14 protein-coding genes are annotated in these 13,596 nt (G+C 73.7%); 4 read left to right on the top strand and 10 right to left on the bottom strand.

Annotated features, from left to right (window positions below; translation table 11 throughout):
• The 9 genes from CRM73_RS14875 to CRM73_RS14835 all read right to left on the bottom strand — a co-directional run.
• On the bottom strand, window positions 1-275 hold a 275-nt coding region (locus CRM73_RS14875; RefSeq protein ID WP_229588267.1), incomplete at its 3' end, for a GntR family transcriptional regulator.
• Between the two features lie 3 nt (window positions 276-278).
• Entirely contained in the window at window positions 279-1,421 is a 1,143-nt protein-coding gene (asd, locus tag CRM73_RS14870) for an aspartate-semialdehyde dehydrogenase (protein WP_031283394.1), read from the bottom strand.
• A gap of 10 nt (window positions 1,422-1,431) precedes the next feature.
• The gene (locus tag CRM73_RS14865) at window positions 1,432-1,824 is read right to left on the bottom strand and encodes a GNAT family N-acetyltransferase (protein ID WP_229588265.1); all 393 of its coding nucleotides are present in this window, start codon (window positions 1,822-1,824) and stop codon (window positions 1,432-1,434) included.
• 26 nt (window positions 1,825-1,850) lie between these two features.
• Entirely contained in the window at window positions 1,851-2,450 is a 600-nt protein-coding gene (locus CRM73_RS14860; RefSeq protein WP_017834243.1) for a dihydrofolate reductase, read from the bottom strand.
• Window positions 2,447-3,289 (bottom strand): thymidylate synthase, encoded by an 843-nt coding sequence (locus CRM73_RS14855; protein WP_017834242.1) that lies wholly within the window; start codon window positions 3,287-3,289, stop codon window positions 2,447-2,449. Before CRM73_RS14855 ends, CRM73_RS14860 begins: the two co-directional genes overlap by 4 nt.
• A 129-nt stretch (window positions 3,290-3,418) precedes the next feature.
• Window positions 3,419-4,444: an NUDIX hydrolase gene (locus CRM73_RS14850; RefSeq protein ID WP_017834241.1), complete on the bottom strand. Its 1,026-nt coding sequence runs from the start codon at window positions 4,442-4,444 to the stop codon at window positions 3,419-3,421.
• 108 nt (window positions 4,445-4,552) lie between these two features.
• Window positions 4,553-6,832 carry an RNA degradosome polyphosphate kinase gene (locus CRM73_RS14845; RefSeq protein ID WP_109222005.1) on the bottom strand — a complete coding sequence of 760 codons (2,280 nt, stop codon included), beginning with the start codon at window positions 6,830-6,832 and terminating at the stop codon, window positions 4,553-4,555.
• 61 nt (window positions 6,833-6,893) lie between these two features.
• On the bottom strand, window positions 6,894-7,826 hold the full coding sequence (gene mshD / locus CRM73_RS14840; protein ID WP_229588263.1) for a mycothiol synthase: 933 nt from the start codon (window positions 7,824-7,826) through the stop codon (window positions 6,894-6,896).
• A gap of 51 nt (window positions 7,827-7,877) precedes the next feature.
• Window positions 7,878-8,561 (bottom strand): response regulator transcription factor, encoded by a 684-nt coding sequence (locus CRM73_RS14835; RefSeq protein ID WP_017834238.1) that lies wholly within the window; start codon window positions 8,559-8,561, stop codon window positions 7,878-7,880.
• A gap of 242 nt (window positions 8,562-8,803) precedes the next feature.
• On the opposite strand from CRM73_RS14835, the gene CRM73_RS14830 reads away from it, so the two are divergent.
• From CRM73_RS14830 to CRM73_RS14820, 3 genes are all read left to right on the top strand, one after another.
• Complete coding sequence (locus tag CRM73_RS14830; RefSeq protein WP_031283389.1) at window positions 8,804-9,409, top strand: hypothetical protein; 606 nt, start codon at window positions 8,804-8,806, stop codon at window positions 9,407-9,409.
• 116 nt (window positions 9,410-9,525) lie between these two features.
• Window positions 9,526-10,125 carry an FABP family protein gene (locus CRM73_RS14825; protein WP_017834235.1) on the top strand — a complete coding sequence of 200 codons (600 nt, stop codon included), beginning with the start codon at window positions 9,526-9,528 and terminating at the stop codon, window positions 10,123-10,125.
• Window positions 10,126-10,130: 5 nt separating this feature from the next.
• Window positions 10,131-11,219 carry a folate-binding protein gene (locus CRM73_RS14820; protein WP_229588261.1) on the top strand — a complete coding sequence of 363 codons (1,089 nt, stop codon included), beginning with the start codon at window positions 10,131-10,133 and terminating at the stop codon, window positions 11,217-11,219.
• Between the two features lie 95 nt (window positions 11,220-11,314).
• Here CRM73_RS14820 and CRM73_RS14815 read toward each other — a convergent pair whose 3' ends face one another.
• Window positions 11,315-12,346, bottom strand: a complete 1,032-nt coding sequence (locus tag CRM73_RS14815) for a 6-phosphofructokinase (RefSeq protein ID WP_017834233.1) — start codon at window positions 12,344-12,346, stop codon at window positions 11,315-11,317.
• A 189-nt stretch (window positions 12,347-12,535) separates the two neighbouring features.
• On the opposite strand from CRM73_RS14815, the gene ppk2 reads away from it, so the two are divergent.
• Window positions 12,536-13,447 carry a polyphosphate kinase 2 gene (gene ppk2, locus CRM73_RS14810; protein WP_035924909.1) on the top strand — a complete coding sequence of 304 codons (912 nt, stop codon included), beginning with the start codon at window positions 12,536-12,538 and terminating at the stop codon, window positions 13,445-13,447.
• The last annotated feature ends 149 nt before the right edge of the window (window positions 13,448-13,596 follow it).

Below are 13,596 nucleotides of genomic sequence, written 5' to 3'. Positions count from 1 at the left end.
AGGTCCTCGGTCCGGTCGGCGGCGCGCACGAAGCTACCCCGGCGGCCCCGGGTCTCGATCACGCCGGCGGCCTCGAGCTCGCGGTAGGCCTTGGCCACGGTCCCGGCCGCGAGGCCGAGCGCCTCGGCGAGCCGGCGCACCGGTGGGAGCCGGGTGCCCGCCGGCAGGGTGCCGTCCGCGCGGCCCTGCTGGACGCGGTGCCTGAGCTGCTCGGAGGGCGGGCGGTCGTCGCCCGCGTCGAGCGACAGCCCCGGCGGGATCGAGATCTCCTCCACCGGCTACAGGGTGCCGGTGGCGATGCGCAGCATGCGGCGCAGCGGCTCGGCCGCGCCCCACAGCAGCTGGTCGCCGATCGTGAAGGCGCTGATGTAGCCCGGCCCCATGGCGAGCTTGCGGATCCGGCCCACGGGGATGTCCAGGGTGCCGGAGGTCGCCACGGGGGTGAGGTCCCGCATCGAGTCCTCCTTGGTGTTGGGCACCACGGTGGCCCACTCGTTGTCGGCGTCGACGATCCGCTCGATCTCGTCCACGGGCAGGTCCTCCCGCAGCTTGATCGTGAGGGCCTGGGAGTGCGAGCGCATCGTGGCGATCCGCACGCACAGCCCGTCCATGGGCACCCAGTCCTGGGCGTACCGGTCCGTGCGGCCGAGGATCTTGTTGGTCTCGGCCGCGGACTTCCACTCCTCGCGGGACTGTCCGTTGCCGAGGTCGGCGTCGATCCAGGGGATGAGGGAGCCGGACAGGGGCGCGCCGAACATCGAGGTGTCGAGGGCGTCGCCGCGCTGGGCGGCGAGCACCTTGCGGTCGATGTCCAGGATCGCCGAGGCGGGATCGGCCAGCTCGTCCGCGACGACGCCGTGGAGGGCGCCGAACTGCGCCAGCACCTCGCGCATGTGCCGGGCCCCGCCGCCGGAGGCGGCCTGGTAGGTCATCGACGTGGCCCACTCCACGAGGTCGTTGCGGAACAGCCCGCCGAGACCCACGAGCAGGCAGGAGACCGTGCAGTTGCCGCCCACGAAGTCCTTGACGCCGCTCGCGAGACCGCGGTCGATGACGTCCCGGTTGACGGGGTCCAGGACGATGATCGCGTCGTCGTTCATCCGCAGGGTCGACGCCGCGTCGATCCACAGACCGTCCCAGCCGGCGGCGCGCAACCTCCCGTGCACGTCCTTGGTGTAGTCCCCGCCCTGGGCGGTGACGACGATCGGGAGCTTCGCCAGGGTCTCGAGGTCGTAGGCGTCCTGCAGCGTGCCGGCGTCCCCGGCGAAGGACGGGGCGGGCCGGCCGGCGCTGGAGGTGGAGAAGAACACCGGGGTGATGCCCCCGAAGTCCCCCTCCTCCTGCATGCGCTGCATGAGCACGGAACCCACCATGCCCCGCCAGCCGACGAACCCTACCGAATCACCCGAGCTAAAAGTCATGGCCCCCAGTCTAGTGGGCGCGGTGCAGGGCCCAGCGCCGGCGCTTCTCCTTCACCTTCTGCGCCGGCGGGAGCTCGAGGCCGGGCACCACCAGGTCCCCGTACTGCGGGAAGCGGTGGAGGTAGTCCTGGACGTAGGTGCACGTGGGGCGCACCGCGACGCCCTGCTCCCGGCAGCCGTCCAGCAGGAGCGTGACGAGGGTGCGCGCGTAGCCCTGCCGGCCGAACTGCTCGCCGATGATGGTGTGCTGGAGCTCGACCGTGCCGTCCTCGTGGTCCTGGAAGCCCTCGAAGCCGATGAACTGCTCCCCCCGCCACAGCTCGTAGCGGTCGAGGTCCGTGTTCTTCACGACGCGCAGCTGCTCGTCGTCCCGGATCGCGGGGTCGGGGTGCCGGTCGGTCACGGTGTTCCTCCTGGTCGTGGTGCAGCTCACGCTACCGGAGCCGCCGGGCTACCGGAACCGGGCGTCCCTCCGCCCGGTCCCCGCCGGCCGCGCGTGCGCCGCTCGATCCGGTAGCCCAGGCCCGTGCGGGACACCGACGGGCCGAGGACCGGCTCCGTGGCCCACCCGTCGTCGAGCACCGGGGCGTGTGTGTCCCCGTCCGCGTCGAGGTCGATGACGGTCACGAGCGCCTCCGTCACGGGGTGCTCGGCGTCGGCCAGGGCCTGCCGGTAGACCTCGCCGCCGCCGATCACCCAGATGCGCTCCGCGCCGGGGCTCGTCCGGGCCAGGCGCACGGCCTCGGCGTACGAGGGTGCCGTCAGCACCGCGCCGGGATCCTCGCCCCGGGCCACCCGGCCGGGGGAGGAGGTGATGACGATGTTGGTCCGTCCGGGCAGGGGCCGGAAGCGCTCCGGGAAGGACTCCCACGTGCGCCGGCCCATGATCACGGGGTGGCCGGTCGTCGTGCGCCGGAAGAACGCCATGTCCTCCGGCAGCGACCAGGGCATCGCCCCGGCGCGGCCGATGACGCCGTCGGCGGTCTGCGCCCAGATCGCCCCGATCGCCCCGGTCGTCCCGGCGGTCATACGGCCACCGGGGCCTTGATCGCGGGGTGGTGGCGGTAGTCGAGGACCTCGAAGTCCTCGAGCTCGTAGTCGAAGACGGTGGCGGGCCGCCGGGCGAGCCGCAGCTGCGGATAGGGGTAGGGGTCCCGGGAGAGCTGCTCGCGGACCTGCGCCACGTGGTTGTCGTAGACGTGGCAGTCCCCGCCGGTCCAGACGAACTCCCCGGGCTCCAGGCCGGTCTGCTGGGCGATCATGACGGTGAGCAGCGCGTAGGAGGCGATGTTGAAGGGCACGCCCAGGAACATGTCCGCGGAGCGCTGGTAGAGCTGGCAGGACAGCCGCCCCGGCCCGTCCTTCCGGGGCTCGACGTAGAACTGGAACAGGGCGTGGCACGGCGGCAGGGCCATCTCGTCCACCTCGGCGGGGTTCCACGCGGTCACCACGTGGCGCCGGGAGTCGGGGTTCGTGCGGATCTGCTCCACGACCTTGGCGATCTGGTCGATCGACCCGCCGCCGGGGGTGGGCCAGGACCTCCACTGCACGCCGTAGACGGGTCCGAGCTCCCCGTCCCGGTCCGCCCACTCGTCCCAGATGGTCACACCGCGCTCCTGCAGCCACCGCACGTTCGAGTCCCCGCGCAGGAACCACAGCAGCTCGAGGGCCACCGACCGGAAGTGCACCCGTTTGGTGGTCAGCAGCGGGAAGGACTCCGCCAGGTCGAAGCGGATCTGGCGCCCGAAGACGCTGCGCGTCCCGGTGCCCGTGCGGTCGGACTTGTGCACCCCCTGCTCCAGGACCTCGCGCAGGAGGTCCTCGTAGGGCGTCGGCACCGGGGCGGGCACGGGGTCGGGGGCGGTCATGCGGGTCTCCTCGGGGGAAGTCGGGGCGGGCCGGGCGGTCCGTGGCGGGTGGCTCGTGGCGGGTGGTGCGCTGCGGTCCCGGCGGTTGCGGGACGGTGCGCCGCGGGTCCTGCGGCGCCGGGCCGGGGGTCAGTCGTCGAAGGGCTTCACGAGCTCCACGGAGACCACCCGCCGGCGGTGCCGGCGGGAGACCTGCAGCACGATCATCTCGCCGGGGGAGAGGTACGGGTCCTTGGCCGGCAGCTGCGCGGCGAGCTCTGGGCTCGCGTGCCGGGCGATGACCTTGAGGACCGTGGGCAGCACCGGGCGGTGCGTGCACAGCGCCACCGGCGTGTCCTTGTCGAACATGGTCTGGGCCACGGCGGCCGCCTTCTTGGGGTGGCGCTTGTGCGAGGCCTCCGTGAGCTGCGGGCGCTCCCGCACGGAGACCCCGGCCTTGCGCGCGTACGGCACCACGGTGGACAGGCAGCGCAGCCAGGGGGAAGTGAGGACCCGCTCGGGGGACCACGCCCGGAGCAGCCGGGTCACGGCGAGGGCCTGGCGCTTGCCGGTCGCGGCCAGCGGCCGGTCGCCCTCGGCCCGGGACCAGGCCGAGCGCGGCTTCGCCTTGGCGTGGCGCACCACGATCGCCGGGCGCGTGGCGAGGTCCCCGCGCTCGTGCAGGTCCACCAGGGCCGCCAGCGGCTCCCGGTCGGAGGGGTTGGTCAGCATCCGGTGCGCGTCCTCGGGCGAGACCCAGCGGACGGCGTCCACCTCCTTGCCGTCGGGCTCGGGCCGTGCGCCGGGGCCGAACTCCGCGGCCCAGTAGTGCACGTCCTTGCACCCGTCCTTGACGTCGTAGCGGATCGTGGGCAGGGGCACGCCCAGGCGCGGCAGCAGGCCGATCTCCTCGCTGACCTCCCGGTGGGCGGTCTCGGGCAGCGTCTCGCCGTCGTCCTGCTTGCCCTTGGGGAAGGACCAGTCGTCGTAGCGCGGCCGATGGATGACCAGCACCTCGAGCCCGCCGCCCGTCCGGCGCCAGCACAGGCACCCGGCCGCGAGCACGTCGGCGGGCCGCCCGCTCCCGGCCGCGCCGCTCGTGCCGGTCCTGCCGCCCGCCCGGCCGGGGCTCTCGGCCGGGCGCTGCTCGGTGGTCTTCTCTGCGGTCCTGGGCATGGCCCCTCTTTCGTCCCCTGTCCGTGGTGCACGGGCGTGCCGGGGCCCGCGGTCCGGACCGTCGGGCGGCACCCCCACGATGCTACCGCTGACCCGTTCCACCGCCGACTAGATCGTCGGCCGGCCGAGGGCCCGGCTGCGCAGCAGGTGCTCCTGGACGTCCACGAGCGGGTTCCCCTCGGCGTCCCGGTGGTGGCGGGTCCACACGCCCTCGGCGTCCAGGTGCCAGCTGGCCGTGGCGTCCGAGACGTAGCGGGCCAGCAGCCGCACGAGCGCGGCCGCCTGCTGGGGGTCCGTGATCCGCACCAGGGTCTCCACCCGGCGGTCGAGGTTGCGGTGCATCATGTCCGCCGAGCCGATGTAGACGAGGGGCTCGCCGGCGTTGCAGAACGCGAAGACCCGGGAGTGCTCCAGGAACCGGCCCAGCACCGAACGGACCCGGATGTTCTCGCTCAGCCCCGGCACCCCGGGGCGCAGGGCGCAGATCCCGCGGACCACCACGTCCACGGGCACCCCGGCCTGCGAGGCCCGGTAGAGGGCGTCGATCACGGCCTCGTCCACGATCGAGTTGCACTTGACCTGGATCCGGGCCGGGCGGCCGGCCCGGTGGTGGCGGATCTCGGCCTCCACGAGGTCGACGAGCCCGGAGCGCACGGAGCGGGGCGCCACGAGCAGGCGCTGGAAGGTGGTCTTGGGCGCGTAGCCGGAGAGCTGGTTGAAGAGCCGGGAGACGTCCTCCCCGACCTCCGGGTCGCACGTGAGCAGCCCCAGGTCCTCGTAGAAGCGCGCGGTGGAGGGATGGTAGTTGCCGGTGCCGATGTGCACGTACCGGCGCAGCCCGTGCTCCTCCTGGCGGACCACGAGGGAGAGCTTGCAGTGGGTCTTCAGCCCCACGATGCCGTAGACCACGTGCACCCCGGCCTGCTCGAGCTTGCGGGCCCAGGAGATGTTGGCCTGCTCGTCGAAGCGGGCCTTGATCTCCACCAGCGCCAGCACCTGCTTGCCGGCCTCGGCGGCGTCGATGAGCGCGTCCACGATGGGGGAGTCGCCCGAGGTCCGGTACAGGGTCTGCTTGATGGCCTGGACCTTCGGGTCCGCGGCGGCCTGCTCCAGGAAGGCCTGGACGCTCGTGGCGAACGAGTCGTAGGGGTGGTGCAGCAGCACGTCCCGGGCCCGGGTCGCGGCGAAGACGTCCGCCGCCTTGGCGGTCTCCGCGGCGTTGAGGTAGCGGGAGGTGTGGGCCACGTGGCGGGCGTAGTGCAGCTCCGGGCGGTCGATGCCGGCGATGACCCCCAGCCCGCGCAGGTCCAGCGGGGCGGGCAGCCGGTAGATCTCGGACTCGTCGATGCCCAGCTCGGAGACGAGCAGCTCGAGCACCTCCGTGCTGATGCTGTCCGTGACCTCCAGGCGCACCGCGGGACCGAAGCGGCGGCGCAGCAGCTCCTTCTCCAGGGCCTGCAGGAGGTTCTCGGCGTCGTCCTCCTCGACCTCCAGGTCCTCGTTGCGGGTCACGCGGAACACCTGGTGCTCCTCGACCTCCATCCCGGGGAACAGGTCGTCCAGGTGCTGGGCGATGACGTCCTCGAGCGGGATGAACCGGGCCTGGCCGTTCGGCAGGCGCGAGGCCCGGGACCCGTCCACCGACAGCAGCCGGGGCAGCTGGTCCGGGACCTTCACGCGGGCGAACAGCCGCTTGCCCGACTGCGGGTTGCGGACCATCACGGCCAGGTTGAGGCTCAGCCCGGAGATGTAGGGGAACGGGTGGGCCGGGTCCACGGCCAGCGGCGTGAGGATGGGGAACACCTGCCGGTGGAAGTCCCCGGTGAGCCGCTCCCGGGTGGCGGCGTCCAGGTCCTCCCAGCCGACCAGGTGGATGTTCTGCCGGGTCAGCTCGGGCCGCACCAGGTCGTGGAAGGCCCGCGCGTGCCGCTCCTGCAGCTCGTGGGCGCGCGCGGCGATGGTGGCCATCTGCTCCGCGGGGGAGTGCCCGGAGGCGGCCGGCCGGGCGATGCCCGTGGCGATGCGCCGCTTGAGCCCGGCCACCCGGACCATGAAGAACTCGTCCAGGTTGGAGGCCACGATGGACAGGAAGTGCACCCGCTCCAGGAGGAAGAGGTCCGGGTCCTCCGCGAGCTCCAGGACCCGGGAGTTGAACGCCACCCAGCTGGCCTCGCGGTCCAGGAAGCGCTCGGGCCCGTGCCGGCCCTCCAGCACCTGCCGGGCCGCGGGCACGGGGTCGTCGATCCGGTCCCGGTCCCCGTGGCTCCGGGCGGAGTCGGGGAGCTCGTCGGGGCCCCCGGGGGGTGCGGTGCCGGACCCGGCGGCCGGGGCCCCGGGGGCGCTCGGGGCCGGCGCGGACTGCGGGCTGTCCTGCTGGTGGGTGGTCATCACGGTCCTGTCTCGTCGTGCCCGCCCCGGCGGTCCGGGCGCGGGAGGATCGGGTGGCGGGTCAGCCGGGGAGGGTGCCGGCGTACATCACGTCGAGGTGCCAGGGCCGGAACCCCAGCGCCTCGTACAGCCGCATCGCGGCGGCGTTGTCCCCGTCCACGTAGAGCATGACCTCGTCGAGCCCCTGCCGGGCGAGGTGGTTGACGCCGGCGGCGGTCAGCGCCCGGCCCAGCCCCGTGCCCTGGTGCCCGGGGGCCACGCCCACGGCGTACACCTCGCCGAGGGGACCGCGCTCGGCGTCGGCGGCGTGGACCTTGGTCCAGTGGAAGCCGGCCACGGTCCCGGGCTCGTCCTCCCGGACGGCGAGCAGGAAGCCGGCGGCGTCGAACCACGGCTCGGCCTCCCGCTGCCGGAGGTCGTCGAGGGTCATCCTGCCCTGCTCCGGGTGCTCGGCGAAGGCGGCCGCGTTGACCCGCAGCCACTCCTGCTCGTCGCGGCCGGGCTCGAACGCCCGCAGGCGGAAGCCCTCGGGCATCGCCTCCGGGAGGGGCAGGTCCGCCGCGCCGCGCAGGGGGCGCAGCAGCCGATGCAGGTCCCGCACGGGGGCCAGGCCGTGCCGGGCGGCGAGCGCGGCGGCGGCGGGGTGCCCGCCGTGCGCCCAGGCGCGCACCGTGCCGGTGGTCCCGGCGGCCACGGCGCCGGCCAGCGCCGCGCCGATCCCGGCGCCGCGGTGGGAGGGGCCGACCACGAGCTCCACGAGGTGGGCGCCGTCGGGCTCGGGCACGCGCACGGCGGCGCCGAGGAGCTCCCTTTCGCGCGAGCGCGCCAGGACGGTGCGGACCCGGCCGTCGCGCGCCGAGCGCAGGTCCACCAGGGTCTGGTCGGAGAACGGCGGGTCGCCGTCCGCGGCCGCGGCGCGGGACGCGAGCGCCACGATCTCCTCGGCCGGCGGGACGTCCGGGCGGTCGAGGTCGTACGGCACGGAACGGGACATGGGGACCTCCTGCGGAACGGGATGGGGCGCACGGACCGGGTCGGGAGGTGCTCAGCCCTCCCGGGCCCGCGTCGTGGCGAAGCTGTAGCCCACGTTACGCACCGTGGTGATCAGGTGCTCGTGGTCCGCACCCAGCTTGGCGCGCAGGCGCCGCACGTGCACGTCCACGGTGCGGGTGCCGCCGTAGTAGTCGTAGCCCCAGACCTCGCTGAGCAGCTGGGCGCGGGTGAAGACCCGCCCCGAGTGCTGGGCCAGGTACTTCAGCAGCTCGAACTCCTTGTAGGTGAGGTTCAGGGGCTGGCCGTTGACGTGCGCGGAGTAGGCGGCGTCGTCGATGACCACGGAGCCCGCGCGGATGCGGGTGTCGTCCTCGGGGACCTCGGCCGTGCGGGAGGAGGCCAGGCGCAGCCGCGCCTCGACCTCCGCGGGGCCGGCGGTGTCGAGCACGACGTCGTCGACCATCCAGTTCGCGGCCACGGCCGCCATCCCGCCCTCGGTGAGAACCATCAGCAGCGGCGCGGCCAGACCCTTGGCCGTGAGCAGCTGCGCGAGGTTGCGGGCGGTGATCAGGTCGGTGCGCCCGTCCAGCAGGACCACGTCCGGGGACCGGCCGTCGAGGCTGCCGGACACGGTCCGCGTCGGGGCGACCGAGACCTTGTGGTTGAGCAGGTCGAGGGCCGGGAGCACCGATGCCGAAGGTCCGTCCGCGTCGGTCAGCATCAGGATCTGGAACACTCGTGCTTCTCCACTCTGGCGTACGGACTGAGCTGTCAGTATAGGTCCGGGCGGGCGACCGGCTCCGCGACCCCGCCGGTCCGGAGCGTCCCGCGGCCCGTGCCCGCCTGCACCCCGCGCCCGGTTCCCGGTCCTGCACCCGGTCCCGGCGCTCCGCCCGCGCCCCGCGGCGAGCCGCTATCGTTGCTCGTGTCCGCCCGGGCGCAGGTCCCGACCCCCGACAGTGCAGGAACCCGATCACCATGAGATACGCCATGATCGCCGCGTGCAGCGTGGCCGTGCTGGTGGCGGCCCTCGTGGCGGTCGCGGTCGCCGGGCCCGCGCCGCTGGTGCTGGCGCTGGGCATGTCCGTGGTCATCGGCTTCGGCTGGCCGGCGGCCACCGGCATCGCGGCGAGGCACCGCCACAACGTGATCATGACCGCCGCCGGCGTCGCCGCGGCCCTGCTCGTGCAGTTCCTGCCCGGCCAGCAGCTCGTGTGGCTGCCCGCCGTCGTCGGCGTGGCCCTCATGACGGTGTTCGCGGCGGAGCTGGTGCGCGGCGAGGGCGCCGAGCACCGGCTCGAGTCCGCGATCGCCTCCACGGCGGGCGTGCTGGCGGCGGTCAGCTCCTCCGGCTGGATCGCCCTGGCCGGCGACTACCGGGCCACGGGCCCGGACCCCGCCCTGCTCGTGGTGGTCGGCGCCGTCCTGGCCGCGCTGGTGGCCCTCGTGGGCGGGCGCGTCATCGCGGCGGCCCCGAAGAGCTCGCCCAAGCGGGGCGTCGTGGCCCTCGGCGTGACCCCCGTGGCGTTCCTCGGGGTGGGGGCCGTGTTCACTGCCCGGCTGGTGAGCACCGTGGTAGTTTAGGGCCATGCTTGCACTCGAAATCTTCTACCTCGCCCTGCTCGGCATCTCTGGCCTGTTCATCGCCGGGATCTCCCTGAAGGTGGTCCTCGGACTGTTCAAGGGACAGCACTAGTCCCGTGCCGATCGAGATCCCTTCGGATCTGCTGCCCGAGCTCGTCCCCTTCGCCTGGCTGCTGGGCACCTGGGAGGGCGACGGCTTCATGGGCTACGGCGAGGTCGAGCAGCGGCCGTTCCGGCAGCGCGTGACCTTCGAGCAGAACGGGCTGCCGTTCCTCGACTACCGGGCGCAGACCACACTCCTCGACGACGAGGGGCAGCCGATGCGCCCGGCCACCGTGGAACAGGGCTTCTGGCAGCTCGACCGCACCCTCGAGGACGGCGACGTGGGCCCCGGGATGCTCCCGCCGGACCTCGTGCCCGTGCTCCAGGGCGCCGAGGACGTGGAGCGGATGCGCAACGCGGACGGCGGCTTCGACGTCCTCGTGACCCTGACCCACCCCGGCGGCGTCGCCGAGCTCTACGCCGGGCAGATCAAGGGCCCGCGGATCGACCTCGCCACCGACGCCGTGATCCGCGCCCGCGGGGCCAAGGAGTACAGCTCCTCGACCCGCATGTACGGCCTGGTCCACGGCGACCTGTTCTGGGCCTGGGACATGGCCGCGCTCGGCGAGCCCCTGACCACCCACGCCTCCGCGCAGCTGCGGAAGATCGGCTGAGTTCCGTGACCGAGCACCGTTCCCCCCTGCTCCACCGGCCGGGCGCCGTCGAGGCCGAGGGCCTGGACCGCGGGGTGGCCGCCCACTACGGCGACCCGCTGCGCGAGCAGCGCTCCCTCGTGCGCACCCCCGGCACCGTGGTGGACCTCTCCCACAAGGGCGTCGTGACCGTCACCGGGCCCGACCGGCTCAGCTGGCTCACCACCCTCTCCTCCCAGGTGCTCACCGGGCTCGAGGCCGGGCGCAGCACCGAGACCCTCTTCCTGTCCGTGCAGGGGCGGATCGAGCACGCCCCCCACGTGGTGGACGACGGCACCAGCACCTGGCTGATCACCGAGGCCGACGAGACCGCGGCCCTGGTGGCGTGGCTCGAGCGCATGCGCTTCGCGCTGCGCGTCGAGATCGAGGACCGCACCGGGCAGTGGGCCGTGCTCGGCGCCACGGGCCCCGTGCCCGGCCTGCCCGCCACGGTCGTGTGGCGGGACCCCTGGCCCCACGTCGCCCCCGGCGGGTGGAGCTACGCCGTCCTCGACGGGCCCCACCCCGGCGAGGAGCGCACCTGGTGGGAGCACCTCGTGCCCCGCGACGAGCTCGACGCCCTGACCCTCGACCTCCCCCTCGCCGGCGCGTGGGCCGCCGAGGCGCTGCGGATCGCCGCGTGGCGCCCCCGCCTGGGCGCCGAGACGGACGAACGGACGATCCCGCACGAGCTCGACCTCCTGCGCACCGCCGTGCACCTGGCCAAGGGCTGCTACAAGGGCCAGGAGACCGTCGCACGGGTGCACAACCTCGGGCACCCGCCCCGCCGGCTGGTGCTGCTCGACCTCGACGGGTCGGAGCACACGCTGCCCGCCGCCGGGGCCGAGGTGGTCGCGGGGGAGCGCACGGTGGGGCGCGTCACCTCCGTGCAGCTCCACCACGAGCAGGGTCCCATCGCCCTGGCCGTGCTCAAGCGCACCGTCGATCCCGCCGCCGAGCTCGTCGTCACCGACGGCGAGCAGCGGTGGGCCGCGGCGCAGCAGGTCGTCGTGCCGCCGGACGCCGGGCAGGTGGTCGGCCGGCAGACGGGCTTCCTCCGCGGGCCCCGCCCCTGACCTCGCCGGACCCCGGGACTCCCGTCACCGACGTCCGCCCCGGGCCCCGGGCGGCGCGGACCCGCAGGCCTGACCGACCGGGGCCGCCGCCCGCCTCAGCGGCCGAAGAGGACGCGGGCCTCGTCCCAGCGGTCCTGGGGAACGGTCTTGAGCCCCTCGAGGGCCTCGGCGAAGTCGACGCGGACCATGTCGGTGCCGCGGATGGCGACCATCCGCCCCCACTGCTTCTCGTGCACGAGGTCGACCACGGACATCCCGAAGCGGGTGGCGAGCACGCGGTCGAAGCCCGTGGGGGCGCCCCCGCGCTGGATGTGCCCGAGCGTGGTGTTGCGGGTCTCGATGCCGGTGAGGCGCTCGATCTCCTGCGTGACGTACTCCCCGATCCCGCCCAGGCGCGGACGGCCGTCGGCCTCGGTGCCCTTCCCTGCGAGCACGTCCTCCCGGTCCTCGGGGATGAACCCCTCCGCGACGACCACCAGCGGGGAGCGGCCGCGGTCGTAGACCTCCTGCACCCAAGCGCAGACCTGGTCCATGGAGACCTTCTGCTCCGGGATCAGCACCGCGTGCGCGCCGGCGGACATGCCCGAGTGCAGCGCGATCCACCCGACGTGGCGGCCCATGACCTCGGCGACCATGCACCGGTGGTGGGACTCCCCGGTGGTGCGCAGCCGGTCCATGGCGTCGGTGGCGATGGACACGGCCGTGTCGAAGCCGAAGGTGTAGTCCGTGGCCTGCAGGTCGTTGTCGATGGTCTTGGGCACCCCCACCACGGGCAGCCCGGCGTCGGCCAGGCGCTTGGCGCCGGCCAGGGTGCCCTCCCCGCCGATGGCCACGATCGCGTCCACCGCGTGGCGCTCGAGCATCACCCCGATGTTCTCCGGCCCGCCTCCGGGCCCGGAGTAGGGGTTCGTGCGGGAGGTGCCGAGGATGGTCCCGCCCTCCCGGGCGAGGCCGCGGACCCGGGTGCGGGGCAGGTCCATGATGTCGCCCTCGAGCACCCCGCGCCAGCCGTCGCGGAAGCCCACGAACTCGTGGCCGTAGGTCTTGATCCCGTGCAGCACGGCGCCGCGGATCACCGCGTTGAGTCCGGGGCAGTCCCCGCCGCTGGTCAGCAGTCCGATCTTCATCCGTACAGTCTCCTCCGGGTGGGCGGGGCGTGCGTGGCGGCCGGACGTGCGCCGGCACGCCCAGTCTAGTGAGTCCGGGCCCGGGCGGCAGGGCCGGGCCCGGCCGTGTTGGCCCCCGGCGCCGCCCGCCGGCCCGCGGCCTAGACTTCCGGGAAGGGGGCCCCGACGGGCCCGGAAGGAGGGGTGGCGTTGAACACGGACAAGGAACCGGCCCGGGAGAACCTGCGGGAGTTCATCGACAAGCTGGTCGACCAGGGGTACACGGTGCGGGACGGGCAGTCCCCGGACCCGGATCTCATCGATCCCGGGGGATCGGCCGTGGAGACCTGGCGGGAGGACTACCCGTACGACGAGCGGCTGTCGCGCGAGGAGTACGAGCTCGAGAAGTACCAGCTGCAGATCGAGCTGCTGAAGTTCCAGTACTGGGGCCAGGACCACGACCTCCAGCACGTCATCGTGTTCGAGGGCCGGGACGCCGCCGGCAAGGGCGGGACGATCAAGCGGTTCACCGAGCACCTCAACCCGCGCGCCGCCCGGGTGGTGGCCCTGACGAAGCCCTCGGACCGGGAGCGGGGCCAGTGGTACTTCCAGCGCTACATCCAGCACCTGCCCACGGCGGGGGAGATCGTGATGTTCGACCGCTCCTGGTACAACCGCGCCAACGTCGAGCGCGTCATGGGCTTCTGCACGGACCCGCAGTACGAGCAGTTCATGGCCCAGGCGCCCGTCTTCGAGAAGATGCTCGTGGACTCCGGCATCCACCTCACCAAGTTCTGGTTCTCCGTGACCCAGCACGAGCAGCGCACCCGGTTCGCGATCCGCCAGATCGACCCCGTGCGCCGGTGGAAGCTCTCGCCCATGGACCTGGCGTCCCTGGACCGGTGGGAGGACTACACCGAGGCGAAGGAGGAGATGTTCCTGCGCACGGACACCGACCACGCCCCGTGGATCACGGTGAAGTCCAACGACAAGAAGCGCGCCCGGCTCAACGCGATGCGCTTCTTCCTGGACCAGTTCGACTACGAGGACAAGGACCCGGACGTGGTCTATCCCCCCGACCCGCTGATCGTGCGCCGCGGCCTGGAGGCCGTCGGCGACTGAGGTGCGGCCCGGGGACGCGGGACGACGACGGCGCCGCCCGTCCCCTTCCGGGGGCGGGCGGCGCCGGTGCGCGGCGGTCGCGGCTCAGCGGCCGGGGCGGTCCACCAGGACGGTGTTGGCGGCGGCGTTGACGGCGGTCACGGCCAGGA

Origin of the sequence: Kocuria sp. CCUG 69068 (assembly GCF_020833785.1) — a bacterium.
Lineage (GTDB): Bacteria > Actinomycetota > Actinomycetes > Actinomycetales > Micrococcaceae > Kocuria > Kocuria rosea.
Note: the sequence above shows the minus strand (reverse complement) of the source record. Positions and strands in the feature narration are given on the sequence as shown.

Coding starts and splice junctions, on each gene's coding strand:
- asd (WP_031283394.1), bottom strand. CDS start 1,421: ATGACTTTTAGCTCGGGTGATTCGGTAGGGTTCGTCGGCTGGCGGGGC.
- CRM73_RS14860 (WP_017834243.1), bottom strand. CDS start 2,450: ATGACCGCCGGGACGACCGGGGCGATCGGGGCGATCTGGGCGCAGACC.
- CRM73_RS14850 (WP_017834241.1), bottom strand. CDS start 4,444: ATGCCCAGGACCGCAGAGAAGACCACCGAGCAGCGCCCGGCCGAGAGC.
- CRM73_RS14845 (WP_109222005.1), bottom strand. CDS start 6,832: ATGACCACCCACCAGCAGGACAGCCCGCAGTCCGCGCCGGCCCCGAGC.
- CRM73_RS14830 (WP_031283389.1), top strand. CDS start 8,804: ATGAGATACGCCATGATCGCCGCGTGCAGCGTGGCCGTGCTGGTGGCG.
- CRM73_RS14855 (WP_017834242.1), bottom strand. CDS start 3,289: ATGACCGCCCCCGACCCCGTGCCCGCCCCGGTGCCGACGCCCTACGAG.
- mshD (WP_229588263.1), bottom strand. CDS start 7,826: ATGTCCCGTTCCGTGCCGTACGACCTCGACCGCCCGGACGTCCCGCCG.
- CRM73_RS14815 (WP_017834233.1), bottom strand. CDS start 12,346: ATGAAGATCGGACTGCTGACCAGCGGCGGGGACTGCCCCGGACTCAAC.